This is a genomic window from Bacillus sp. NH11B (assembly GCF_001884205.1).
Classification (GTDB): Bacteria; Bacillota; Bacilli; order Bacillales; family Bacillaceae_G; genus Bacillus_A; species Bacillus_A proteolyticus.
On sequence record NZ_MAOG01000027.1, the window covers coordinates 1 to 25,366 of the forward strand.

Annotated in this window: 18 protein-coding genes and 1 tRNA gene; 12 read left to right on the plus strand and 7 right to left on the minus strand. The window is 37.6% G+C overall.

Features of this window, described 5'->3' with window-relative positions:
• Positions 1–70, plus strand: a tRNA-Glu gene (locus BAU27_RS06425).
• 579 nt (positions 71–649) lie between these two features.
• Positions 650–1,594 carry an L-lactate dehydrogenase gene (locus BAU27_RS06430; RefSeq protein ID WP_000715332.1) on the plus strand — a complete coding sequence of 315 codons (945 nt, stop codon included), beginning with the start codon at positions 650–652 and terminating at the stop codon, positions 1,592–1,594.
• 176 nt (positions 1,595–1,770) lie between these two features.
• On the opposite strand, the gene BAU27_RS06440 is transcribed toward BAU27_RS06430, so the two are convergent.
• Positions 1,771–5,994: a S8 family serine peptidase gene (locus BAU27_RS06440; protein ID WP_071770411.1), complete on the minus strand. Its 4,224-nt coding sequence runs from the start codon at positions 5,992–5,994 to the stop codon at positions 1,771–1,773.
• A 32-nt stretch (positions 5,995–6,026) separates the two neighbouring features.
• Positions 6,027–6,632, minus strand: a complete 606-nt coding sequence (locus BAU27_RS06445) for a CalY family protein (RefSeq protein WP_071770412.1) — start codon at positions 6,630–6,632, stop codon at positions 6,027–6,029.
• Positions 6,633–7,091: 459 nt separating this feature from the next.
• On the opposite strand from BAU27_RS06445, the gene glgB reads away from it, so the two are divergent.
• From glgB to glgP, 5 genes are all read left to right on the plus strand, one after another.
• Complete coding sequence (glgB, locus tag BAU27_RS06450; RefSeq protein WP_071770413.1) at positions 7,092–9,029, plus strand: 1,4-alpha-glucan branching protein GlgB; 1,938 nt, start codon at positions 7,092–7,094, stop codon at positions 9,027–9,029.
• The gene (gene glgC / locus BAU27_RS06455; RefSeq protein ID WP_071744339.1) at positions 8,977–10,107 is read left to right on the plus strand and encodes a glucose-1-phosphate adenylyltransferase; all 1,131 of its coding nucleotides are present in this window, start codon (positions 8,977–8,979) and stop codon (positions 10,105–10,107) included. The genes glgB and glgC overlap by 53 nt, the downstream gene beginning before the upstream one ends.
• Before the next feature lie 18 nt (positions 10,108–10,125).
• Positions 10,126–11,160: a glucose-1-phosphate adenylyltransferase subunit GlgD gene (glgD, locus tag BAU27_RS06460; RefSeq protein ID WP_071744340.1), complete on the plus strand. Its 1,035-nt coding sequence runs from the start codon at positions 10,126–10,128 to the stop codon at positions 11,158–11,160.
• 137 nt (positions 11,161–11,297) lie between these two features.
• Positions 11,298–12,728 (plus strand): glycogen synthase GlgA, encoded by a 1,431-nt coding sequence (gene glgA, locus BAU27_RS06465; RefSeq protein ID WP_071744341.1) that lies wholly within the window; start codon positions 11,298–11,300, stop codon positions 12,726–12,728.
• A gap of 18 nt (positions 12,729–12,746) precedes the next feature.
• On the plus strand, positions 12,747–15,155 hold the full coding sequence (glgP, locus tag BAU27_RS06470) for a glycogen phosphorylase (protein WP_071770414.1): 2,409 nt from the start codon (positions 12,747–12,749) through the stop codon (positions 15,153–15,155).
• 323 nt (positions 15,156–15,478) lie between these two features.
• Here the strand turns inward: glgP and BAU27_RS06475 are convergent, their stop codons facing one another.
• The 3 genes from BAU27_RS06475 to BAU27_RS06490 all read right to left on the minus strand — a co-directional run bounded on the left by BAU27_RS06475 (position 15,479) and on the right by BAU27_RS06490 (position 17,896).
• Entirely contained in the window at positions 15,479–16,201 is a 723-nt protein-coding gene (locus BAU27_RS06475; protein ID WP_001260108.1) for a lipase family protein, read from the minus strand.
• A gap of 352 nt (positions 16,202–16,553) precedes the next feature.
• Positions 16,554–16,703 (minus strand): hypothetical protein, encoded by a 150-nt coding sequence (locus BAU27_RS32250; RefSeq protein WP_000521653.1) that lies wholly within the window; start codon positions 16,701–16,703, stop codon positions 16,554–16,556.
• Between the two features lie 410 nt (positions 16,704–17,113).
• Entirely contained in the window at positions 17,114–17,896 is a 783-nt protein-coding gene (locus BAU27_RS06490) for a TIGR00266 family protein (RefSeq protein ID WP_071770416.1), read from the minus strand.
• Positions 17,897–18,223: 327 nt separating this feature from the next.
• Between BAU27_RS06490 and cspD the strand changes: the two genes are divergently transcribed.
• Positions 18,224–18,424, plus strand: a complete 201-nt coding sequence (gene cspD, locus BAU27_RS06495; RefSeq protein WP_001193053.1) for a cold-shock protein CspD — start codon at positions 18,224–18,226, stop codon at positions 18,422–18,424.
• A 43-nt stretch (positions 18,425–18,467) separates the two neighbouring features.
• On the opposite strand, the gene BAU27_RS06500 is transcribed toward cspD, so the two are convergent.
• Together BAU27_RS06500 and BAU27_RS06505 are read right to left on the minus strand one after the other, a co-directional pair.
• On the minus strand, positions 18,468–19,199 hold the full coding sequence (locus tag BAU27_RS06500; protein ID WP_071770417.1) for a yteA family sporulation protein: 732 nt from the start codon (positions 19,197–19,199) through the stop codon (positions 18,468–18,470).
• A gap of 124 nt (positions 19,200–19,323) precedes the next feature.
• On the minus strand, positions 19,324–20,277 hold the full coding sequence (locus tag BAU27_RS06505) for a 1,4-dihydroxy-2-naphthoate polyprenyltransferase (protein ID WP_000425742.1): 954 nt from the start codon (positions 20,275–20,277) through the stop codon (positions 19,324–19,326).
• A gap of 194 nt (positions 20,278–20,471) precedes the next feature.
• Between BAU27_RS06505 and BAU27_RS06510 the strand changes: the two genes are divergently transcribed.
• The 4 genes from BAU27_RS06510 (at position 20,472) to menB (ending at position 25,314) form a co-directional block, all read left to right on the plus strand.
• Positions 20,472–21,866: an isochorismate synthase gene (locus tag BAU27_RS06510; protein WP_071744347.1), complete on the plus strand. Its 1,395-nt coding sequence runs from the start codon at positions 20,472–20,474 to the stop codon at positions 21,864–21,866.
• Positions 21,863–23,617, plus strand: a complete 1,755-nt coding sequence (gene menD, locus BAU27_RS06515) for a 2-succinyl-5-enolpyruvyl-6-hydroxy-3-cyclohexene-1-carboxylic-acid synthase (protein WP_071770418.1) — start codon at positions 21,863–21,865, stop codon at positions 23,615–23,617. Before BAU27_RS06510 ends, menD begins: the two co-directional genes overlap by 4 nt.
• On the plus strand, positions 23,614–24,426 hold the full coding sequence (menH, locus tag BAU27_RS06520; RefSeq protein WP_071770419.1) for a 2-succinyl-6-hydroxy-2,4-cyclohexadiene-1-carboxylate synthase: 813 nt from the start codon (positions 23,614–23,616) through the stop codon (positions 24,424–24,426). Before menD ends, menH begins: the two co-directional genes overlap by 4 nt.
• 69 nt (positions 24,427–24,495) lie before the next feature.
• Positions 24,496–25,314 carry a 1,4-dihydroxy-2-naphthoyl-CoA synthase gene (menB, locus tag BAU27_RS06525; RefSeq protein WP_000963892.1) on the plus strand — a complete coding sequence of 273 codons (819 nt, stop codon included), beginning with the start codon at positions 24,496–24,498 and terminating at the stop codon, positions 25,312–25,314.
• Positions 25,315–25,366 lie beyond the last annotated feature (52 nt).

Here is a 25,366-nt window from a genome sequence, read left to right on the forward strand (position 1 = left end):
CCCGTTGGTCAAGTGGTTAAGACACCGCCCTTTCACGGCGGTAACACGGGTTCGAATCCCGTACGGGTCATACTAAAAGAGATAGCATAATCTGCTATCTCTTTTTTGTTGTGTAAAAGTGGACTATGTACTTGTTACATAATTAATCACACATAAAAGGGCATACCTGTAAATAGGTATGCCCTTTTATGTGTTTGATATATAGATACAATGATTCGTAAAAATAAGCAGTCAAAATTACGTAAAAGCTTCTGTATTAAGGGCTACTGCAGAAAATAAATAATATAGAAGAAGCTGTTATCATTGTCGGTAAGTCGATATATTGCAAAAATCGCTGATATATTTGGAGTTGCAGTCGATATATTTAGAAAATCGCCGGTATAATTTCACTTACCGATAGAAATCTAAGATAAAAACCTTTCACAATCTAAATAAAACGCATAAATTGGTATTGATTCCACACTTGCTATGATAACTTTACACTCTATGTGAAAAAGTTCACAAATAGGTCATAATTTGTGAAGTAATTCACAATAATCCATGCTACAATATGAATGTAAAGAAGTTAAACAACATTAAATTAGTATTTTAATTAATTACTTAAACAATAATAAAAAATAGATGTAAACAATTGAAAGGGGAAATTAACATGAAAAAAGGTATCAATCGCGTAGTATTAGTAGGAACAGGAGCTGTAGGTTGTAGTTATGCTTACTCAATGATTAACCAAGGTGTAGCTGAAGAATTCGTATTAGTAGATGTTAATGAAGCAAAAGCAGAAGGAGAAGCAATGGACTTAAGTCATGCGGTACCATTCTCTCCAGCAGCAACAAAAGTTTGGAGCGGTAGCTATGCAGATTGTAAAGATGCAGATCTAGTTGTTATCACTGCTGGATTGCCACAAAAGCCAGGCGAAACTCGTTTAGACTTAGTTGAGAAAAATACAAAGATCTTTAAACAAATCGTTCGCGGTATTATGGATAGCGGATTCGATGGAATCTTCTTAATCGCAACAAACCCAGTTGATATTTTAACTTACGTAACTTGGAAAGAATCTGGCTTACCAAAAGAGCGTGTAATTGGTTCTGGTACTACTTTAGATTCTGCTCGTTTCCGTTACATGTTAGGCGACTACTTAGATGTAGATCCACGTAACGTTCATGCTTACATCGTTGGTGAGCACGGTGACACTGAACTTCCAGTATGGAGCCACGCTACTGTAGGTGTACAAAAACTAGAAACAATCTTAGCGAACAACGAACAGTATAACCAAGAAGATTTAGATAAAATCTTTGAAAATGTACGTGATGCAGCTTACCATATCATCGAGCGTAAAGGCGCAACTTACTACGGAATCGGTATGTCACTACTTCGTGTAACTAAAGCAATCTTAAGCAACGAGAACAGCGTATTAACTGTATCTGCATACCTTGAAGGTCAATATGGTGAGAAAGATGCTTACGTAGGTGTTCCAGCTGTTATTAACCGTGAAGGTGTACGTGAAATCGTAGAACTTGAATTAAATGAAGAAGAAAAAGCGAAATTCGCTCATTCTGTAAAAGTATTAAAAGAAACAATGGCACCAGTACTATAATAATTGCTAAATAATTCAGAGGCGGGAAACTGCTTCCTACCTCTGAGTTTTTATATAATTTAATATAAATTCCTTTTCCGGTTTCCCTTGTATATCCCCAATATACCCCTTTTGCTGGATAAGGGTCGTTTATAGAAAAGAGCACTCTACTTTATATAGAGTGCTCTTTATTATTATCATTTTTTAGGAGTTAATCCTAACTTCTTTAAAATATCTGCAAGAGTACCGCTTTTTGATTTTTCAACAGGCGTTTGTGATTTAGCTGCATCTGGACCTTTCTTCAAGAAGTTCTTTTCAACGAAGCGAATATCTTTTTCATCGACAATACCATCTTTGTTAAGATCGCCGTCTTTTACAGCTAGTCCTTTTTTACCATAGTTGCTAGCGATAATTTCTGCATCTTTAATATCAATGACTTTATCTCCATTTACATCACCCGCAAGGTTTTCATCAAAGCGTGCATAGTAATATTGGCCAAGCAGCTTACCATCTTTTTCAGTACCTAATTTCGTTGTTAGTCGGCTTGTTAAATGCCCTGGAACCTCTACGTATAAGTTGTAGTCACGTTTATTAACAGGAAGTCCATTCAGTTTGAAGTAACCGTATTTATCAAGTGAGCCTTCAAACTTATGACGGTAAGAATCAGTCGCATATACTTTTACGCCAAGCTTTGTATAATCGAATTTTTCATCTAAATATCCACGTTCATTTAAGAATGCACCAGGTTTAATATTTCCTTCTACTAGTGAGTTTAAGGACATAACTGAGAATGTTTGATCTTGAAGTACACGCATTCTGTTGGGCTCTGATTCACCTTGTTTCCAGTAAGCGAACACTGATAAATCTAATTGAGCATTTGCTTCATAAAACTCATCGTTTTCTACTTTGAACGTTACATCAATGAACGGGAAATCACCATCTAATCCAGCGAAGTTTTTGTCGTCGATAGCACCGCCAACTGTGACAGAGCCTACTTCTAGTTTCGGTTCATTTACTTTTGCCGTTACCCCTTTTTCAGAAAGGAGTTTTTCAAAAGCAGGATTCAATTTCGCATTTGCAAATTTGAAGTTCTTCTCTAGGAATTTTACGTTAAATTCCCCAGCAACAAATTGTTTCACATGTTTGGCGTTTAGCGTCACAGTGAATTCATCACCTTTATATACTTCTTTTTTATCATAACTAGCTTTCGCATATTGAGCTCCTTGCGGGATAAACCAATAGTTATTTACACCGCTTGGATAGTCAGCTCCTGCAGTTGCATAATCGAAAATATATACGCCTGTGTTCATTGGGCCTTCCACTTTAAAGGATTCAGGAGTAATGCCAACTTTAAAGTCACCATTTGCATTAATAGGTAAAAACTTATGCAAGTATGGAGAATAGTCATAATACATAACTCCATTCGCTTCTTGCGTAATATTTAGCCCTTTTCCTTTTAAGTAGTCAACGTTCGAATCATACACATTTCCTTTAATCCATAACGCTTTTTTACCATCTTCTACTGTATAATTTTCTTCATTTAATTCATAAATGCCAGGTTTTAATCCAGTTAATTTCACTTCTGGCGGTGTATTATCAATTACGACATAATCACCTTTCACACGTGCTTTCCCAGTTTTATCATAGCCAACAAACTCAATTGTGTAGTCTCCTTCTGGTAAGTTGATTTTCTCATCACCAATTGGTTTCGCAGGATCATTTGTAAAAGGATACACTCTGCCGTTAAAGAATGAATCTAAGTAGTAATACACATCAGTTTTTAGTCCACTCGTGTTTAACGTTCCAATGAAGCCGAGCGCTTTATTTGTTTTGGAATCTTTCACGATAAGATCTAACGTTTCAAGTTCGCTATTTAATTGGAATGCCCCGTGAACATATGATTCACCGTATGGATTAAATTTCGATGTATCAGTTGAAATTGCTTTTCTTGATAATATCGCATTTTCAATACCAGGCTCTGATACGCGAATAGAGAACGGAATTTGATACGTTTCTTCTTTATTTTTCGTATTTGTAATATGAATATATCCTTCATATCGGCCTTGCTTTGCACCGGCTGGAACATTAATTTTTGCTTCAATTTCATCTGCTTTGCCAGCATCAAGCGTAAAAGTTTCTGGAACAGAAACTTTTACACCGTTTGCGGTAGCATCGTTAATAGCAGAAGATGCTGGTGTATAAGAAATTTCTGTTTTAAATTCTTTTTTCTCTTGTTTATTATGATTTTCCACTTTTATATTTCGTTTTTGTTCAAGAGCTTCACCGTCTTTTTGATAAAACTTCCCGAATGCAATGGATCCAGTTTCTTCTGGTACTTCAATTACTTCATCATTCACAACTGTTTTTGTTGTATCTAGCACTTTAAAACTTGTTTCTGTATGAACAGCGTTGTACGCATCTACTCGTCCAGCTCCAACTTCATATACAGAATACTTTTCTTTTAAATCATCAGCTGTGTTCATTAGGGATGCTTTTACATCGAACGGAGAGTATTCTGGATGTTCTTGTAAAATAAGTGCAGCAACACCCGCGATATGAGGGGATGCCATAGATGTTCCTTGCATACGCTCATAGGAAACGTCATAGTTTTCGCCTTCTTGTGGATCGTTAATATATTCAGGTACTGTTGAAAGGACAGCAACACCAGGCGCTGTAATATCAGGTTTAATATCATCATTTGATGTAACAGGGCCACGTGAGCTAAAGTCTGCAAGATGGTCGCCTTCTGTTTGAATGTAGTTGATTTCATCGAAAGTTAAAGAGGTACTGCCTTGTTCAATTTGAGCTTTTAGTTTTTCCCCGTCTTCTTTCGTTAGGCGGAATGCTGGAATGTATTTTGTGCTTTCGCCAACGTAGAAAGGAATTTCTCCATCCACATTGTTATAAATAATAACGGCTTTTGCACCTGCTTGTTTTGCGTTAGCAATTTTTTCATCAAATGAGAGTGTACCACGTGCAACGAGAGCGATTTTTCCTTTTACATCTTTTTTACTAAACTCGTCAGGAGTACCGATTCCTACAGATTCAATAGGTAAAGATTGTCCTGTGAAATCCTCTATTTTATCAGTGAAGTTTTTTCCGAATAAAATTAGGTTAGGGAATTGTAATTGTCCAGCATGACCTGATAGTTTCGGTAAGGAAATAGAGCTGTCACTTGCTCCAACTGTAATAGCAAAGGGAGAAGCACCTGGTGATCCGAGTGTCGCTGGATTTGGACCAGAGTTTCCAGCAGCAACGACTGTAACAACACCGGAAAGCATCGCGTTATTGACAGCGATAGACGTTGGATCAAGCGGATTGTTGCTATCGTCACCTAGCGATAAGTTAATGACGTTCATACCGTCAGAAATAGATTTATCGATCGCAGCGATAATACCAGAACTATCTCCGCTTCCATAAGGGCCGAGTACACGATAGTTATACAGTTCAATGTCAGGTGCAACACCTTTTACTGCTGAATCTGATTTATTTTTCTTTTGAGCAGAAACGATACCTGCTACGTGAGTACCATGTGCAGTGTAGAAGGAAGAACCACGATCATCAAATTCAGGAGCACCAGATTGTTGCCACTCTGTATAAGTTGTTTCCATCGGATCTGCATCGTTATTAATAAAGTCCCAACCTTTTACGGAATTTGGGTCTACCTTACTAGAATCTTCACCCGATTTTGCGCGATAGCCTTTATACACGTCTTTTAAGTCAGGGTGATTGTAATCAATACCTGTATCTAATACTCCAACTTTAATGCCTTTGCCTGTAATACCTTCGCTATGTAACTTATCTACCCCGATTTGCGGAATGCTATCTGTTAGTTTTTGAGGTGCTTTTTGCTCCGCTTGTTTTGGTAAATTTAATTTCACTTCGTAATCTTTCCAAATACGTTTTACAACGCCAATTCGTAACAATTCTTCCACTGTATTTGCAGGTAACGTTAGAGCAACCCCATTTATAGCATGTTTATAAGAACGTTTAATTTGTACAGACTGGAAATTCCCTGATTTTACTGATGGGCTGAATTGGTGAAGGCGTTTTAATCCTTCTTGGAATTCTTCATGCTCTTGATCAATACGTGCTTTTATATTGTCAGGAGCAGCCTGTAATCCTTTTTCTTTTTGTTTCAATTCATTAATTTTTACTGGTGCAGTTTGAAATTCTACAATGATATTTACTGGCTCAGAACTACTCGTATTAATATCTGGCGAAATAGTAAAACCAGGATTGGCATCTAACGTTTGTAATGCCTGACGCTGTTCTTTAGAAAGTTTTGATAGTAAAGACTGAGCGTTTGACGAGTCAATTTGGTTAATAGGGTTTTCAGCAAGTACATTGAACGGAAGGGCAGTTGAAAATAGAACACCAGCCGTTACAATTCCGGTAACAAAACGATTTTTCTTTTTCATTTATGGGCCTCCGATAATTTGTATTTTAATAATTATTTCTCCGTGCCTGGTGTTTGCTCTGCATGGAATGTCCAGTTTAGCTGTAAGGAATCACCCTGGAATTTATTTTGCTCTTGGTCGTTATCTTCAAAGGAGAAGAGCACGTGTAAGTAATCCGTTTCACCAGATTTAATACCATCTATTAAGTTATGACGTTCTAGAGAAGTAGCTACATCTTCAGGTTTCATAGTTTTTAATTCTGATAGTTTTGTTTCCCACAAAATTTCATGATCATCGTTTGGATTAGATGGCTTTCCATCATTCACTAAAAATTTGACGATGATGTGATTGCCTAAATCTTCACCATCATTATTTTGTTTTGCATCTGTAACTTCATAGGATGTTTCAAGTGCTACTTTTGCAATATCCAATGTTCCTTTGTTTTCAAGCTTGAAATTTCTTTCAATAAAATCACCTGGTTTTAAATCTTGCACGTTAACGATTACACTTGGGTTAATAGAAAGGTCTAACGTACCAGCTTGAAATGAATTACTCGATGTTTCGGAGTCGCTGAAATAGGCGAATACACCACTAAATGTAAGTGATAAGCCAAGGGAAGCGGTGACAACTCCCATTCCTACTTTTTGTTTCAATGACATAAGAAAGCCCCCTAGTTTGATTTTTTATTAAACTTTCGCAAAATAAACATAGTATTCTAGTATGAATTATATTTACGAAAGTTCGATGTTCTTTATTGAGAACAAGTATATGCTTATGAATTTTACATTTCAAGAAACTTTGTGACAAAAAATGTTGAGAAACATTATTTTATGACAGATTATTTTGTTTGTAATTTATGTGGAAAATAGCGTGAAAAACAGGGAGAAGCCAATAAAATAAATATTGAGCAACAATTAAAGGTGAGAAATAGTAAGAAAAAATGAAGCGTTTGCAATGAATATTCGTCAAAATTCGATATTTTATATGGTAAATGTGAATATTTTAAGCCAAAATTAAGAAAAATACGTATATTTTTTAAAAAATAACAAGGATATTTCAGTTTTTCGCAGAAATGATAAAGAGTAAAAAATTTCTGTCATCTTAGTGAGGTGAACATATTGGATGTAATAAATTGTGAAGAAGTGAAACGAGATGAGTTTCATACAGAAAAGTACTATGACAGTTATAACATCTTTGGGGCACATATTGTGACGGAAGATGGGATGCGAGGTGTACGATTTACAGTATGGGCTCCTCATGCGAAAGCAATGAGTGTTGTTGGAGATTTTAATGAATGGGATTATGAGCAACATAAGATGCTACAAGTGACAGAAGAGGGGATTTGGTCTTTGTTTGTACCGCATATTGCAGAGAATGAGATATACAAGTATGCGATTGAAACGATGGACGGTGCCGTTATTTTAAAAGCAGATCCTTACGCAGTATATGCAGAAGTAAGACCAAATACGGCATCTGTAGTTTTTGATATAGAGGGATATGAATGGAATGATAAAAACTGGATTCGTAAGAGAAAGAAAAAATCGATTTATAAAGAAGCGATGACAGTTTATGAATTACATTTCGGTTCTTGGAAAAAGAAAGAAGATGGCGCTCTGTATTCTTACAGAGAAATGGCCGAGGAGCTCATTCCGTATGTGGTGGAACATCAATTTACACATATTGAAATTATGCCGCTTGTTGAGCATCCATATGATCGTTCTTGGGGATATCAAGGAACAGGATATTATGCAGCGACAAGTAGATTCGGCACGCCACATGATTTGATGTATTTTGTCGATGAATGTCATAAATATGGAATCGGTGTCATTTTAGATTGGGTGCCGGGGCATTTTTGTAAAGATGCTCACGGTTTATATTTGTTTGATGGGACACCGACTTATGAATATAAAGATATAGATGTACAAGAAAACCTGGTATGGGGAACTGTTAATTTTGATTTAGGGAAGAGAGAAGTACGTAATTTCTTAATTTCAAATGCATTATTTTGGATGAGGTATTTCCATATTGATGGTTTCAGGGTAGATGCAGTTGCGAATATGCTGTACTGGAATAAAGAAGGAAAAGAGCAAAGCAATGAACACGCTGTTTCCTTCTTACGGGAGTTAAATGAAGCTGTGTTTGCAGAAGATGAAGAGTTTCTTATGACAGCAGAAGATTCAACAGCTTGGCCGCTTGTAACAGCTCCAACATACGAGGGTGGACTTGGATTCAATTATAAATGGAATATGGGTTGGATGAATGACGTGCTGAAATATATGGAATGTGCACCGGAGTACCGGAAATACATTCATGAGAAAATGACATTCTCTTTACTATATGCTCACTCTGAAAACTTCATATTGCCACTTTCTCATGATGAAGTCGTTCATGGGAAAAAGTCGTTATTAAATAAAATGCCGGGAGAGTACTGGGATAAGTTCGCCCAACTCCGTTTATTATATGGATATTTCTTTACTCATCCAGGTAAGAAATTACTCTTTATGGGTGGAGAATTTGGCCAATTTGATGAGTGGAAAGATCTTGAAGATTTAGATTGGAATTTACATGATTTTGAAATGCATCGTAATATGCATGATTACTTTAAAGAGCTCATAGCATTGTATAAGCGCTCCAAACCACTTTGGCAGCTTGACCATTCACCTGAAGGGTTTCAGTGGATTGATGCTAATAATAATGAGCAAAGTATTTTCTCATTTATTCGCCAAGGGGATAAGCAAGAAGATGCGTTAGTTGTTGTATGTAATTTTACGAAAGCTACATATGAAAACTATAAAGTAGGTGTACCAGATTTCGAGTATTATAACGAAATTTTAAACAGTGATGCTGAGCAATATGGCGGATCGGGGCAAGTGAATAAGAAACGTCTCAAGGCGGTTCTAGAACCGTATCATAATCAAGCAGCACATGTAGAAATTACAATTCCACCATTTGGCGTATCCATTTTACGACCAGTGAAGACGAGAAAGGGGAGCAAAAAACAAGATGGCTCAAAAACAAAAGTGCGTAGCAATGTTACTAGCAGGGGGAAAAGGTAGTCGTTTAAGTGCATTAACAAAAAATTTAGCTAAGCCAGCTGTTCCATTTGGTGGTAAATATCGCATTATTGATTTTACGTTAAGTAACTGTGCAAACTCTGGTATTGAAACGGTGGGGATTTTAACGCAATATCAACCTCTAGAACTGCATAATTATATTGGAATCGGAAGCGCTTGGGATTTAGACCGCGTAAACGGCGGAGTCACAGTGTTACCCCCTTATGCGGAGTCTTCAGGTGTGAAGTGGTATACAGGTACGGCAAGTGCTATTTATCAAAACTTAAACTATTTAAGCCAGTATGAACCAGAATATGTCCTTATTTTATCAGGCGATCATATTTATAAAATGGATTACAGCAAAATGCTAGATTACCATATTGAGAAAGAAGCAGATGTTTCAATTTCTGTTATTGAAGTGCCATGGGATGAAGCGAGTCGTTTTGGCATTATGAATACAAATGAAGAGATGGAAGTTGTTGAATTTGAAGAAAAACCGCAATTTCCAAGAAGTAATCTTGCATCAATGGGAATTTATATTTTTAACTGGGCCATTTTAAAAGAATATTTAGAGATGGATGCAAGAAATCCTGAATCTAGTAATGATTTTGGAAAAGATGTACTTCCGCTTTTATTAGATGAAGGGAAGAAGCTGATGGCGTATCCGTTTGAAGGATATTGGAAAGATGTTGGAACGGTGAAAAGCTTATGGGAAGCGAATATGGATTTACTTCGTGATGAAACATCGTTGAATTTAAATGACCGTAATTGGCGCATTTGTTCTGTGAATCCAAACGAGCCGCCTCAATATATTGCGCAGCAGGCAAAAGTAGAAGAATCACTTATTAATGAAGGATGCGTCATTGAAGGGGACGTGAAGCATTCTGTGTTATTCCAAGGAGTAACGGTAGAAGAAGGTAGTATGGTAATCGATTCTGTCGTTATGCCTGGGGCAAAGATTGGTAAAAACGTTGTGATTGAAAGAGCGATTGTTGGCTCAGAAATGGTTATTGAAGATGGGACAATAATTCGCCCAGAAAAAAATGTTGACGATGTAGTACTAATTGCTGAAGGGAAATAGAAAAGGGGGATGAAATGAATGGGAGAAAAAATGTTAGGAATTATTAATGCAACGGGAAGTTTTCCTTCCTTAAAGAAAGTAACAGGGCATCGTTCATTAGCGGCGTTACCGTTTGGGGGCCGTTACCGACTCATTGATTTCATGCTTTCAAATATGGTGAATTCTAATATTCATAGTGTAGCGGTTTTTACAAGTCATAAAAATCGTTCTTTAATGGATCATGTCGGTTCAGGAAAACAGTGGGATTTAGATAGAAAGCGTGATGGACTGTTTTTATTCCCACCGAACTGCCAATGCGATCATGACGAATTTGGATCTTTTGCACATTTTAGAAGACATGTTGATTATTTTCTAAGAAGCAGAGAAGAGTATGTTGTTATTACAAATAGCCATCTTGTAACAGCGTTAAATTTTCAAGCGGTGTTAGATCGACATATACATACGTCCGCAGATATTACGGAAGTTTGTCATGAAGGGGTTTCGCTTCAAACATATGTGTTAAAGAAAAAATTACTGCTAGACTTATTTGAGACATATAAAGATGTGGAGCAATACAGTTTATTTGATGTAGTGAGAGAAAAGCGCGGGGAATCATTGCATATTGCTACGTATGAGCATACAGGATATGTAGCTATTATTGATTCGATTGAAAGTTACTATAAACATAGTCTAGAAATTTTGCAGCCTTCTATTTGGAAGCAATTATTTAAGAAAGAAGCACCAATCTTTACGAAAGTAAAAGATGAGCCACCAACTCGCTATATGAAGGGTGCAGTAGTGAAAAATACGATGATTGCAAACGGCAGTATTATTGAAGGTGAAGTGGAAAATAGTGTTGTCTCCCGTTCTGTTAAAATTGGAAAAGGTTCAATTGTTCGTAATAGTATTATTATGCAAAAGAGCCAAATTGGAGATAATTGTATAATAGATGGTGTTATTATTGATAAAGATGTGAAACTTGGCGACGGCGTAGTGTTAAAAGGAAGTGCTGATGAGCCATATGTTGTAGAAAAAGGTAGTGTACAAAATAGTACAATCAATAGTTATTCGTAAATAGCAGGTACATAATTAGTGGGGGATTTAGAAAGCCCCCACTAATTATGGTTTTACTCTACATGAAAACTTGAAGGGAGGAAGCTGTAAGAAGAGCGATTTATGATGTATACGCTTTTCGTACAGTGGAACAACAGGTGAATATTTTATTTGCAGTATCAGAATGTGTACCATTTATTAAATCCGGAGGTCTAGCTGATGTGGCAGGAGCGCTCCCAAAAGAATTGAAAAAATTAGGAGTGAATGTTCGCATTATACTTCCGAACTACAGTCTTATCCCGAAAGAGCTAAGAGAAGGATGTACGCTTCATAAAGTAATTAACGTTCCTCTTGGATGGAGAAACCAATATTGTGGGATTTTAAAAGGTGAGCAGGATGGGATTACGTATTACTTAATAGATAATGAATATTATTTTAAGAGAGATTCTCTATATGGTCATTATGATGATGGGGAGCGTTTTTCTTATTTTTCAAAAGCAGTTTTAGAGTGTATTCCGCATCTTGATTTCGAAGTAGATGTTCTTCATAGCCATGATTGGCACACAGCTATGGTTAATTTCTTGCTTCGTGAAAAGTATCAAGAAAACCCGTTATATGAGCATATTAAAACGGTATATACGATTCATAACTTGCAGTTCCAAGGTGTATTTCCTGCTGAAGTGATGTACGACTTACTGGAGCTTGGTCATGAATATTTTCATAGTGAACAGCTTGAGTTTTATGGAAACGTGAACTTTATGAAAGGCGGTATTATCGCATCTGACCAAATTACAGCGGTTAGCCCGACATATAAAGAAGAGATTCAATATGAGTTTTTCGGTGAGAAGTTAGATGGATTGTTACGAAAGAATAACGATAAGCTTAGTGGCATTGTAAATGGAATTGATACGAGCGTATATAATCCAGAAACAGATTCGTATATTACTGCTCAGTATAGTGCAGAGTCATTAGATGGAAAGAATGAAAATAAACGTGCATTGCAGCGTTATTTTGGGTTGCCAGAAAAAGAAGATACGCCAGTTATTTCGATGGTAACACGATTAACGAAGCAAAAGGGGCTTGATCTAGTACGTACTGTATTCCGTGAAATAATGGAAGAAGATGTACAATGTATTATTTTAGGGTCAGGAGATTCTGAATACGAGCAGTTCTTTGAATGGATGGCATACGAGTATCCAGAAAAGGTAAAAGTATATATCGGATTTAATGAAGAGTTAGCGCACCAAGTATATGCGGGAAGCGATTTGTTTTTAATGCCATCGCTGTTTGAACCGTGTGGCCTTGGACAACTTATTGCACTAGCATATGGCACGATTCCAATTGTAAGAGAAACAGGTGGATTAAATGATACTGTACATTCTTACGATGAAGAAACTGGAATTGGAAATGGCTTTAGCTTTACGAACTTTAATGCACATGACATGTTACATACGGTTCTCCGTGCAATTGAGTTTTATCAAGATAAACCGGTATGGGATAGGCTTGTAAAGCAAGCGATGACTGAAGATTATAGTTGGGGGAAATCGGCTCTTGCGTACAAGAAATTGTATAAAAGTCTCATGGAATAACATTGAGGTGGTGAATAAATGTTTACTCATGTTGAAAGCTTCAAATCCGCTTTTCTAGAAAAATTAGAAACGATGTATGGGAAAAGTTTCAAAGATTCTACAACTCGTGATCAGTATAATACCCTCGGTCATATGGTACGTGAGTATATGAATAGTCAATGGATTGCAACGAATGAAAGTTATCGGTCTGGAGACCAAAAGCAAATGTATTACTTATCCATTGAATTTTTACTTGGGCGTTTGCTTGGAAGTAACATATTAAACTTAGGTATCAGGGATGTATGTGAAAAGGGGCTTTCTGAACTTGGAATTTCTTTGCACGAGTTAGAAGAGGTTGAAGCAGATGCAGGACTTGGAAATGGTGGACTTGGACGATTAGCAGCCTGTTTCCTCGACTCGCTTGCTTCTTTAAACTTACCAGGACATGGCTGTGGTATTCGTTATAAGCATGGCCTGTTTGATCAAAAAATTGTTGATGGCTATCAAGTAGAGTTTCCAGAACAGTGGCTTCTTCATGAAAATGTTTGGGAAGTAAGAAGGTATGATCAAGCTGTAGAAGTAAGTTATTTCGGAAACGTTGAACCGCTAGAAATTGATGGGCGTTTAGAGTTCAGGCATACAAATGCAGAAGTTATTATGGCAGTACCATACGACGTACCAGTTGTAGGGTATGAAACAAGTACTGTAAATACGCTTAGACTTTGGAATGCGGAGCCAGTTCCTTTCCCACAAAATTGTAAAGATATTTTGAAATATAAGCGTGAAACAGAGGCTGTATCGGAGTTTTTATATCCAGATGATACGCATGATGAGGGGAAAATACTTCGTTTAAAACAACAGTATTTCCTCGTATCAGCAAGTTTGCAAAATATCGTTCGTATGCATAGGGAGAGGCACGGTAGTCTTCGTCAGTTACATGAAAAAATTGCGATTCATATAAACGATACACATCCGGTTCTAGCAATTCCAGAACTTATGCGTATTTTATTAGACGAAGAAAAATTGACATGGGAAGAAGCTTGGCACATAACAACGCAGACGATTTCCTATACGAATCATACGACGTTATCAGAAGCGCTTGAGAAATGGCCAATTCACATTTTTAAACCGTTATTACCGAGAATTTATATGATTATTGAAGAAATTAATGAACGTTTCTGTCATGAGCTTTGGGACCGTTATTCGTACGATTGGAAGCGCATTGAGGACATGGCCATTATTGCGCATGACCTTGTGAAAATGGCTCATTTAGCGATTGTTGGTAGCCATAGCGTTAACGGTGTGGCGAAAATCCACACAGAAATTTTAAAGCAGCGTGAAATGCGATTGTTCTATGAATTTTATCCAGATAAGTTTAATAATAAAACGAATGGAATTGCTCATAGGCGCTGGCTAATGAAGGCGAATCCTCAGCTGACGAATCTTATTTCGGAAGCGATTGGAACAGAGTGGAAGAAAGAACCGATTAAGCTTCAAGCGCTGCAAACATTCCAACATGATGCTAGTTTCCAAGAAAAGCTTGCAGGGGTAAAACAAGAGCGTAAGATTATTTTAGCGGAGCGCATTCAAAATAAAATGGGGATCACGATTGATCCAAATTCTATTTTTGATGTGCAAGTGAAAAGACTACATGCCTATAAACGACAATTATTAAATGTTCTTCATATTTTATACTTGTATAACCGTTTAAAAGAGGATACTAGTTTTTCATTTTACCCGCGTACTTTTATTTTTGGAGCGAAAGCATCACCTGGCTATTATTACGCGAAGAAAATTATTAAATTAATAAATGAGCTTGCAAGAAAAGTAAATAACGATCCGTACGTAAGTCAGTTTATGAAAGTTATCTTTCTAGAAAACTACCGAGTTTCTTTAGCTGAAGATATATTCCCGGCGGCAGATGTAAGTGAACAAATTTCAACTGCGAGTAAAGAAGCATCGGGAACAGGTAACATGAAATTCATGATGAATGGTGCAATTACACTCGGAACGTTAGATGGAGCTAATATTGAAATAAAAGACCGGGTCGGTGATGATGCCTGCTTCATTTTTGGCTTAACGGCCGACGAGGTTCTTTATTACTATCAAAATGGTGGATATCGTGCAAGTGATTATTATCACCACAATATGCATATTAAAAAAGTAGTAGATCAGTTAACGAATGGTTTCTTTGCACAGTCGGGAGCTGAATTTGAAGCGATTTATGATTCTCTCGTTATTCAAAACGATGAATACTTCGTCCTTCGAGATTTTAGCCCATATGCTGAAAGACAAGAAGCTGTCGGAAGGGCCTATGAAAATAGGCAAAAATGGCTGGAAATGTCGATTTTGAACATTGCACAATCTGGGCATTTTGCGAGTGATCGAACAATTTTGCAGTACAGTAATGAAATTTGGGGAATTGGTAATACTGTTAAACTGTTTTAGATAAAAGCCCCTTTTGAAGGGGCTTTTATTTATTCACTTTTAAAACAGGGATACGCTTGAGTAGAAAAATAAAACGAGCTTAATGAGATTAAGCTCGTTTTACTTATTTTGCTTAAGAAAGGTAAGGCACGAACGTATATATTATACCTGTTCCACCATATTCCCCTGTCGCAAAGTATGAAAATGTAAAGAAACCTGTAAACGAAAAAATTATTATCAGAAAAAGTGCAAAGAAAAATTTTAGCATGTAAGGTCCCCTCATCCGAAAGTCATTTCATAGATTATTATAGTATAAAAATATTTAATTTCCAATTGTTTACTGTTTAAAAATGAGAAGTCAGACATGTTTTGTATGTTGTAATGGAATGATTATTTATAATGGATTTTGTATTTTTCGTAAATGTCATGTTGTGATGAACGTGTGCATATTCCCAATCACGATCATTAAAATTTATGTTTCGGGGAGGGAGAAGTGGAACGACATCGAATAAGTTGACGAAACGAAAGCTACTAGCTACTTGCAGTTTATAATAATTTCGAAAGGCGATATCTCCAACTTTTGGAGAGGCAAATGTATAAAGACCATACTGTGAGAAGGCAGTATTTATACGTGCATCTAGTATGTGTAATGTAGCGAGTGCCCCTCCTAAGCTATGACCTGTTGCAAGAAGTTTCTTATGGGCTGGCAATGATACGAGCATATCCATAATAGAATCTCGGCAAGATTCATAAATAGAAAGGAAGCCGTTATGGACATTTCCACTGTTTAAAGCATATGGGTATGGCCTTTGGTTGACGAGTGAATCGATAATCCAGTCTGTATCTGTTTGTGTGCCCCTAAAAGCTACAATAATCGTATCTTCAGATTCTAATATGAACCCAAACCATTCCATCGTTTGAATCGCTTTCCCTTGAAAGCCTTGTACATATTGGAATCCATCAGGTATTTCAAAAATCCCATTTTGTTTATATTGTTCATACGTTAGATCGCAGCAAGATGCTAATAATATGGCAGTATCTTTATCAAAGGATAAAGGAGTACGCATCAAGAAAGCCCTCCTTAAGAAAAGGTATAGTTCAATATATGCAGTGAGGAACTTGATTCATTCTTTTTGAAAAAAGGCTTAAACCTACAGTTACGTGAGGGAGTATGATTTTTGTAAACATGAGGAAGAAGAGTTATGGCTTAATGAAGCGATGGAATGTTATATGGTTAAAAATGGTTTGTATAGTCTACCTAACTAAAAAAGCCGATTTCCATCTCAAGGAATCGACTTTTTAGTTCATTAAGTAAGAGGTTTGAAAAAATAGCCTGTATATATTTGAACGATGAATAACTTGCCTATTTTCTTGTGTTTGTTTGCACGATATACAGAAAATTAGAAAAAACGTAACATGTTATTTATCAGTTTGTTTTTGCTTCTTTTTCAAATACTCCGCACGCAATTTTTCAAGTTGCTGCTTTTTATCAAATTTGGCAGGCGTCTGTTTTTCATGAAACTTTGCCACAGCTACCTGACTTTTGTAATCCAATTGATATTTTCCCACTTTGTTCACCTACTTTTCTTGTCTTTAAAGAGAATCTATTCAACAAATATAATATACCTTATTTTACTGAAGTAAACCTTATTAATTTTTCTACTTATATCTATCTTGATCCAAATATTACCTTATTAAACTACCCTGTCCCGTTAGTTTAAGGTAGATTTTATCTAAATAATGAGGGGTGAACTAAAATGGAGAAAAAACGAGGACAGCATTATGTCTGGACATATTATCTAACCTCATGGACTGATGATTCGGAAAATTCATTTCGGAATTCTTCACCTAGTATGCGTAACTCCTCAACCAACGTGTTGTTGTTTGTAGACGTAAATGAAAACACCCTTTCATGCAGTACTATGAAAGGGTGTTTTCATTTTCTTAAGTTGATGGCTATAGCCCCAGAAGGACTCTATTTATTCTTTCCCATCTAAAAGGCGACCAAGTCCGCCTAAAACGCTGCCTTCACCGCTGCTTTGAGCTGCTGGGCTTGTAAGGCGTGCTGCTAAGCGACTAAGTGTTAAAGACTGAATCCAAACAGTTCCAGGACCTTCTAATGTTGCGAAGAATAAACCTTCACCGCCAAATAGAGCTGTTTTTACTTTTCCAACAAATTCAACATCATAGTTAACGTCTTTTGTCATTGCAACGAGACAACCTGTATCAATGCGAAGTTTTTCACCAGGTTTCAATTCACGTTTATATACTGTTCCACCTGCGTGCATGAAAGCAAGTCCGTCACCTTCAAGTTTTTGCATGATGAAACCTTCACCACCGAAGAAACCAGTTCCAATTTTCTTTGTAAACTCGATTCCGATAGAAACACCTTTTGCGGCACAAAGAAAGGCGTCTTTTTGACAAACGACTTTTCCTTGATACTCTGTTAAATCAACAGGGATAATTTTTCCTGGATACGGAGCGGCGAATGATACGTGGCGTTTGCCATGACCTGTATTTGTAAATACGGTCATAAACATGCTTTCACCTGTAACGAGACGTTTACCAGCGCCCATTAATTTCCCAAATAAGCCGCCAGATGGTCCTGAACCATCGCCGAAGATTGTCTCCATTTCAATATGATCTTCCATCATCATCATTGCGCCAGCTTCAGCAATAACGCTTTCTTCTGGGTCCAATTCAATTTCAACGAACTGCATATCATCGCCATATAATTTATATTCGATTTCATGTGCCTTCATTTTTTTCACCTCAATGTAATAGATAATCATATTGTACAGAATTTAAAGAGATTAGAAAACTATAGTTTTGTTAATTTTCAAATAAAAGTAAAACAGAATAGGAATTTATGATTATACTAGGATTATAAAAAACGCCGGAATGAAAGTGTTCTCATTTGACGTTTTGGATTGAGCGTGATATAGTGAAGTCACTATTGAGCTACATAATGTGGTACGGAAATAAAGCACGTTGAATTAAAGGCTGTAAGCTTGTTATACATTCATGTCCTTTATATCCACCTTTTCATGTGGATTCATAGTTTCATTTTTATTTAGGAGGTACATGACATGCAAACAGGTAAAGTTAAATGGTTTAACGGCGAAAAAGGTTTCGGTTTCATCGAAGTTGAAGGCGGAGAAGACGTATTCGTACATTTCTCAGCTATTCAAGGCGAAGGATTCAAAACTTTAGAAGAAGGTCAAGAAGTTTCTTTCGAAATCGTTGAAGGCAACCGCGGACCACAAGCAGCTAACGTTACAAAAAACTAATTAGCTAGCGATAAAAAGCATTCCGAATTTCGGAATGCTTTTTTTATTCTTTGGAACTAGATTCATCTGAAGATAATTCACCTTTAAAAGTACGTTCTTCAAAGTCATCAAGCATTTGCTCATATTCTTCATGTTCCTCTGTAGCGAAAACTTGTGGGTTTTTGCCATACATATCCGTACCAATAAAGTTTTCAAAATCCTCAACGAAGCCTACATTCTCTTCACTATTTACGTACATGCCATTATAGTTTTTGGAATCTTGTCTTTCTAAATCAGATGGAGTTTCAGACGTTCCGTAATTTGCGACGTCTTGCCATGCATCTTCAGCATCGTACTCTACAGAATGATCTTCGTCGTGCTTATGAAACGAAGGAGCCAACACCTCTTCTTCAACTGGTCGCGTGTTCATATCCAATTTATTTGTAGTGTGCTGTATACATGTTGTAGCAGTCGGCATTGCTTCTAATCTTTCAAGCGGAATTTCCTCACCAGACACTTCGCAAATACCGTACGTACCAGCCTCAATTTTTTGCAGGGCATGTTTCGTATCTTCTAGTTGTTTATGCCAAAATTCGATGAGCCCGAAATCTTTCTCACGTTCGTACAATTCTGTAGCCATATCACCTGGATGGTTGTCATAGCTAGACAATTCTCCCACTGAATCACGTTCAGAAGCACGATCTGTATTCTCATGAGTTTGTATTGTTTGTTCAACTTCTTGCTGTTGTTTTTCTAAAATAGATTTAAATTGATTTATTTGTTGTGGAGTTAACATAGTCGTCCACCTTCCTACAATTCAGTTTCTTTACATAGTATGAGCGTTGGAGGTGGGAATTATGAGATGAATTTCAGCTTAGAAGTTGGTATATAAAAAAAGGAGCTGCGTAAGCAGCTCCTTTCTATAGGAAATATCCAAGCAATAATCCGATTCCCATTAGGAAACCGAAAATTGTATTTGTTTTTGCTGTTGAAATCATCGCAGGTACCATTTCCATTGGAATGCTTTTGCCGATAAAGCCTTTCGTCGCTTTAAATGCTTTCGGTGCACTTAAAAATACGATAAGCATCCATGGTGATACGATGTTAACGATGATTAAAGCGATTGTCCAAATGTAGGATACGATGAACATAGAGGCAAGTACACCAACGGCTCTTTCGCGTCCAACGAGAATTGCTAACGTTTTACGACCGTTTTCTTTATCTCCATCCAAGTCACGAATGTTATTAGCTAGTAAAATCGCACCAATTAAAATGGAGCTTGGAATAGATAGTAAAATGACTTCTGATGTTACAGTTCCAGTTTGAATAAAGAATGAAATCCCAATAATAATGACACCCATAAATAATCCGGCTGTTAATTCTCCAAATGGTGTATATGCAATTGGAAGTGGGCCACCTGTATAAAGGTAAGCAACGGCCATACAAACAAGACCGATTGCCGCAAGCCACCAGCTAGAATTCATACAAATATAAACACCTAATAGTATTGCGATGCCGAAAAATCCAAATGCTAAGTTAAGTACTGTTTTAGGCTGAATGCCATCGCGAACGATAGCGCCGCCGATACCAACTGAACCTTCGTGATCGAGCCCTCTTTTATAATCAAAGTATTCATTAAACATGTTTGTTGCTGCTTGAATGAGAAGACAAGCAAGAAGCATTATAAGGAAAAGAGGGAGATGTATTTGATTTATACCTCCGACCTGCATCGCATACGCTGTTCCGATGAAAACAGGAACGAAAGCTGCTGTTAATGTATGGGGACGTAATAAACTCCACCAAATGCGCCAGCCTGTTTGTTTACTTGGCTTTGGCGCCGTAGGAGAGGAATTCGTTTCGACGTTCATTTCCATGTTGAATCCTCCTTAGGTCACATATTGTACACAATTAAGTGTAGAAAAAGCATCATTTAGTGTCAACGTTTATTTTCTAGGAAGAGAAGGTGAATTTCTCAGAAATGCTAAACGTTGACAGGCCTTTCGTTTGAGGTGTATCTTAAAATCAAGCGTAATTATGACTATTTTTCGCCCATAGGGGGGAGACAATTGTGATTCAAACGAAACAAAAAGGCTTACAAGAAGTTTTTGTTGCAGCCATTAAGCGTGCGACTGATGAAAAAATATTAGTTAGTTTTGTAAAACAAATAGATTGGGTGGATCCACTTCTGTTTTATGCAGCAGGAAAAAGGATTGCATTCGAAAATAGATGTTATTTTGCAGACCCAGCTCAGCATGTAATATTTGCTGGAATTGGCTCTGTTTTCACTATAGCAAACTCTTCTCACAAACGCTTTCAAACTGCTGGTGACGAGTGGGATAAAGTAAAAGAGAAAGCATTTGTACAAAGAGAAGGATACGAATTTGGAACAGGCCCTCTTTTATTTGGTGGATTTTCATTTGACCAAGAAAAAGAAAAAACAGATCTTTGGAAAGAATTTGAGGATACCACATTTTCACTACCAGCATTTTTATTAACTGTAAAAAATGAAAAAGCGTGGTTAACCATTAATAAGTTCGTTTCAGCTGAAGATTGTGCAGAAACTCTTTCTAACGAAATTATTTCTTTAGAAGAAAGAATTTTACAAGAGAGTAAATGTGCACTAGAAGGAGCCAAACTAACAACTACTTCGAAAGTAGAAGTTGATCCGAAGGGCTGGATGAATGCGATTGGAAAAGTGCAGGATGAAATGAAGCAAGGGAACGTGCAGAAGGTTGTATTAGCAAGGGAGCTAAAATTGACGATGGATCAGCATATTGATTCCGCTCTTGTTTTAGAAGCGCTTCGCATTGGGCAACCGGATTGTTACGTATTTTCTTTTGATTATAAAGGAGCATGCTTCTTAGGGGCGACACCTGAGCGATTGATTCGAAAAGAAGGCGAGAAGTTTACATCGATGTGCCTTGCGGGTTCAATTGGTCATGGTAATTCTATAGAAGAAAGTAAACAAAATGGTGAGACGCTTCTTCATGATGAAAAGAATTTGGCTGAACACGGTTATGTAGTTAATATGATTCGAGGTGTGCTAAGTGAGCATTGTGAATCTGTTAATATTCCGGAGAGCCCAGGCTTATTAACGACGAAAAACTTAATCCATTTATATACACCAGTAGAAGCGAAAGGTGATGCAAGTCTTTTAGCGATGGTAGAAGAATTGCATCCAACGCCAGCTCTTGGTGGTACACCTCGTCATGAGGCATTGAAATTAATCCGTGATGTAGAGCTTTTAGATAGAGGATTGTATGGTGCACCAATTGGCTTTATAGATGATGAAGGAAATGGTGAATTTGCGGTTGCACTTCGCTGCGGATTATTAAATGGCGAGAAAGCATCCTTATTTGCCGGCTGCGGTATCGTAATTGATTCAGTAGCGCAGCTTGAATATGAAGAAACAAGTTTGAAGTTTAGACCGATGCTTGGTGCTTTGGAGGAATTAATGAAATGAACAATCATATAGAAGCATTATCATATTATTTAGGCGCGTTCGTGGATGAACTGACGCGTCTAAATGTATGTGATGTTGTCATTAGTCCTGGCTCACGGTCAACGCCGATTGCCTTACTAATGGAACAACATGAAGGAATGAAAACATATTTACATGTAGACGAAAGATCAGCAGGATTTTTTGCGCTTGGTATTGCAAAAGCAAAAAAACGACCTGTTGCACTATTATGTACGTCAGGAACGGCAGCAGCGAACTATTATCCAGCTGTATGTGAAGCTTTTCATTCACGGGTGCCGCTTATCGTCTTAACGGCAGATAGACCGCATGAATTAAGAGATGTGGGTGCACCACAGGCGATGAATCAGTTTAATTTATATGGTACTTTTGTGAAGCAATTTACAGAGATGGCACTTCCAGAAGCAAGTGAAGCGATGTATCATTACGCTCGCATGACGACGCAGCGTACGATAGCAAGTGCCTGTTTAGCGCCGCAAGGACCTGTTCATCTTAATTTTCCAGTTCGTGAGCCGCTTATCCCAGATTTCTCATTAGAAAGTTTATGGGATAAAGGGCGTGGTGAATATACAAGAGTAGTTCAGCAAGGAAATGTGACGATGCCGAGTGAATATGTAAATTCTCTTGTAGGGCGCCTTTCAAACATGGAAAAGGGGCTTATTATTTGTGGAGACGACAGTCATCCAGAAATCGCAAAAGTTGTTACGAAAGTAGCTGAGAAAACAGGATATCCAATTTTAGCAGATCCGCTTTCTAACATTCGTAGTGGTAATCATGATAAAACGATGGTTATAGATTGTTACGATACATTTTTACGAAATGAATTGTTAAAGGAAACGTGGAAGCCGCGAGTTTTAATACGCTTTGGTGGAATGCCTGTTTCTAAATCATTAACGCAGTTCATCAAAAAACAAACGAAAGCAGTTCATATCGTTGTTGATGAATCCGGGCAATGGAGAGATCCAGCTCTTGTTGCGACAGAAGTTGTACAAGCAAGTGATGTTGATTTTTGCAGGACATTAATAGAGAAAATGCCAGTTATGAAAACGAATGATTGGTTCGGAATGTGGAAACATATAAACGAGAAAACGAAGGAAGCGCTTCGTGAAATGGAAACATATGAAACTGCATTTGAAGGAAAAGTCATTACGGATATTGTTCGTGTATTACCAGAAGGCGCAACGTTATTTGCGAGTAATAGTATGCCAATTCGCGATACAGATTCATTTTTCTTCACATCGGATAAAAATATTCAAGTGATGGCAAACCGTGGTGTAAATGGTATTGATGGCATCATTTCGACTGCTTTAGGAGCGAGTATTATTTGTGATCCGCTCGTATTAGTAATTGGTGACTTATCATTTTATCACGATTTAAACGGGTTATTAGCCGCAAAATTACATGGGTTAAATATAACGATTGTTGTTGTAAATAATGATGGTGGCGGTATTTTCTCATTCTTACCACAATATGAGAAAAAGGAACATTTCGAATCCTTATTTGGAACACCAATTGGGCTTGATTACGAGCATGTTGTCAAAATGTACGGCGGTTCATTTAGCCGTGTAAATGGTTGGGAGCAATTCCGAGAAGAAGTACAAACTGGAACGAGGGCGAAAGGTTTACACGTTGTGGAAATATGTACGAATCGTGATGAAAACTTGAAATTACATCGTGAATTATGGGCGAAAACAATGGACGTTATCACTACATCTTTACAAGGTGAATCACGATGAAAGTAACGCTGCAAGGTGTATCATATGAATATGAAGTAGTCGGAAGCGGGGAACCACTTCTACTTCTTCATGGTTTTACGGGAAGCATGGAAACGTGGCGTTCTTTCGTTCCTTCTTGGAGCGAGCAATTTCAAGTCATTTTAGTAGACATTGTTGGGCATGGAAAAACAGAAAGTCCTGAAGATGTGACGCATTATGATATTCGAAATGCGGCATCGCAAATGAAAGAGCTACTAGACTATCTTCATATTGAAAAAGCGCACATACTCGGCTATTCAATGGGCGGTAGGCTGGCGATTACGATGGCATGCCTATATACAGAGTATGTACATTCTCTTTTATTAGAAAATTGTACAGCTGGGCTCGAAAATGAAGAGGATAGAAAAGAGCGTCGTGAAAAAGATGAGCGACTTGCTAATAAAATTGAGCGAGAAGGCATTAAAAGCTTTGTATCGATGTGGGGAAATATTCCGCTTTTTGAAACGCAAAAAAGTTTAACACAAAACGTACAAGAAGCAGTGCGAAAAGAACGACTCGCTAACAATCCCAAAGGGCTTGCAAATAGCTTGCGCGGCATGGGAACAGGGGCTCAGCCTTCATGGTGGAACGAGCTGCAAAACTTAAAAATGCCTGTTCTTTTAATGAATGGAGAGCATGATGAAAAGTTCTTTCGCATATTAAAAAACATCGAAAAATACGTCTTTGACGCGAAATTTGTCAAAATTGATGGTGCTGGCCATGCAATTCATGTGGAACAACCGGAAAAGTTTGATACAATAGTAAAGGGATTTCTAAAAACTATGCAGTGATGCTTTTTTCATCTAAGAAGGAAGCCAAACTTATAGAAGAGATCAGAAATATACAAGGAGGTAATAGTAATGGCTATTGAATGGGTAACAGAAGGCAATTACGAAGATATTATTTATTCAACATACAATGGTATCGCAAAGATTTCGATTAACCGCCCTGAAGTACATAACGCATTCCGTCCTAAAACGGTAATGGAGTTAATCAATGCTTTTGCACACGCTCGTGATGATGCAAATGTTGGCGTTATCATTTTAACAGGTGAAGGTGGACGTGCATTCTGTTCTGGTGGCGACCAAAAAGTTCGCGGTCATGGTGGATATGTAGGTGACGACCAAATCCCTCGTTTAAACGTATTAGACTTACAACGTCTAATTCGCGCAATTCCTAAACCAGTTATCGCAATGGTAGCAGGTTATGCAATCGGTGGAGGACACGTACTTCATATCGTATGTGACTTAACAATCGCTGCAGACAACGCTGTATTCGGACAAACAGGTCCTAAAGTAGGAAGCTTTGACGGTGGATACGGAGCTGGTTACTTAGCTCGTATGGTAGGCCACAAGAAAGCTCGCGAAATTTGGTACCTATGCCGTCAATACAACGCACAAGAAGCGCTTGACATGGGCTTAGTAAATACAGTAGTACCATTAGAAGAGCTTGAAGCAGAAACAGTACAATGGGCACAAGAAATCTTAGCAAACAGCCCAATGGCACTTCGTTTCCTAAAAGCTGCATTCAACGCAGACACAGACGGTCTAGCTGGTATTCAACAACTAGCTGGAGACGCAACGTTATTGTACTACACAACTGACGAAGCAAAAGAAGGTCGCGACGCGTTCAAAGAAAAACGCAGTCCGGACTTCGGTCAATTCCCTCGTTTCCCGTGATCAAAAGCGGAGCCGACTGTTTAGCCCCGTAGGCTAAGGTTCTTTCGCACAG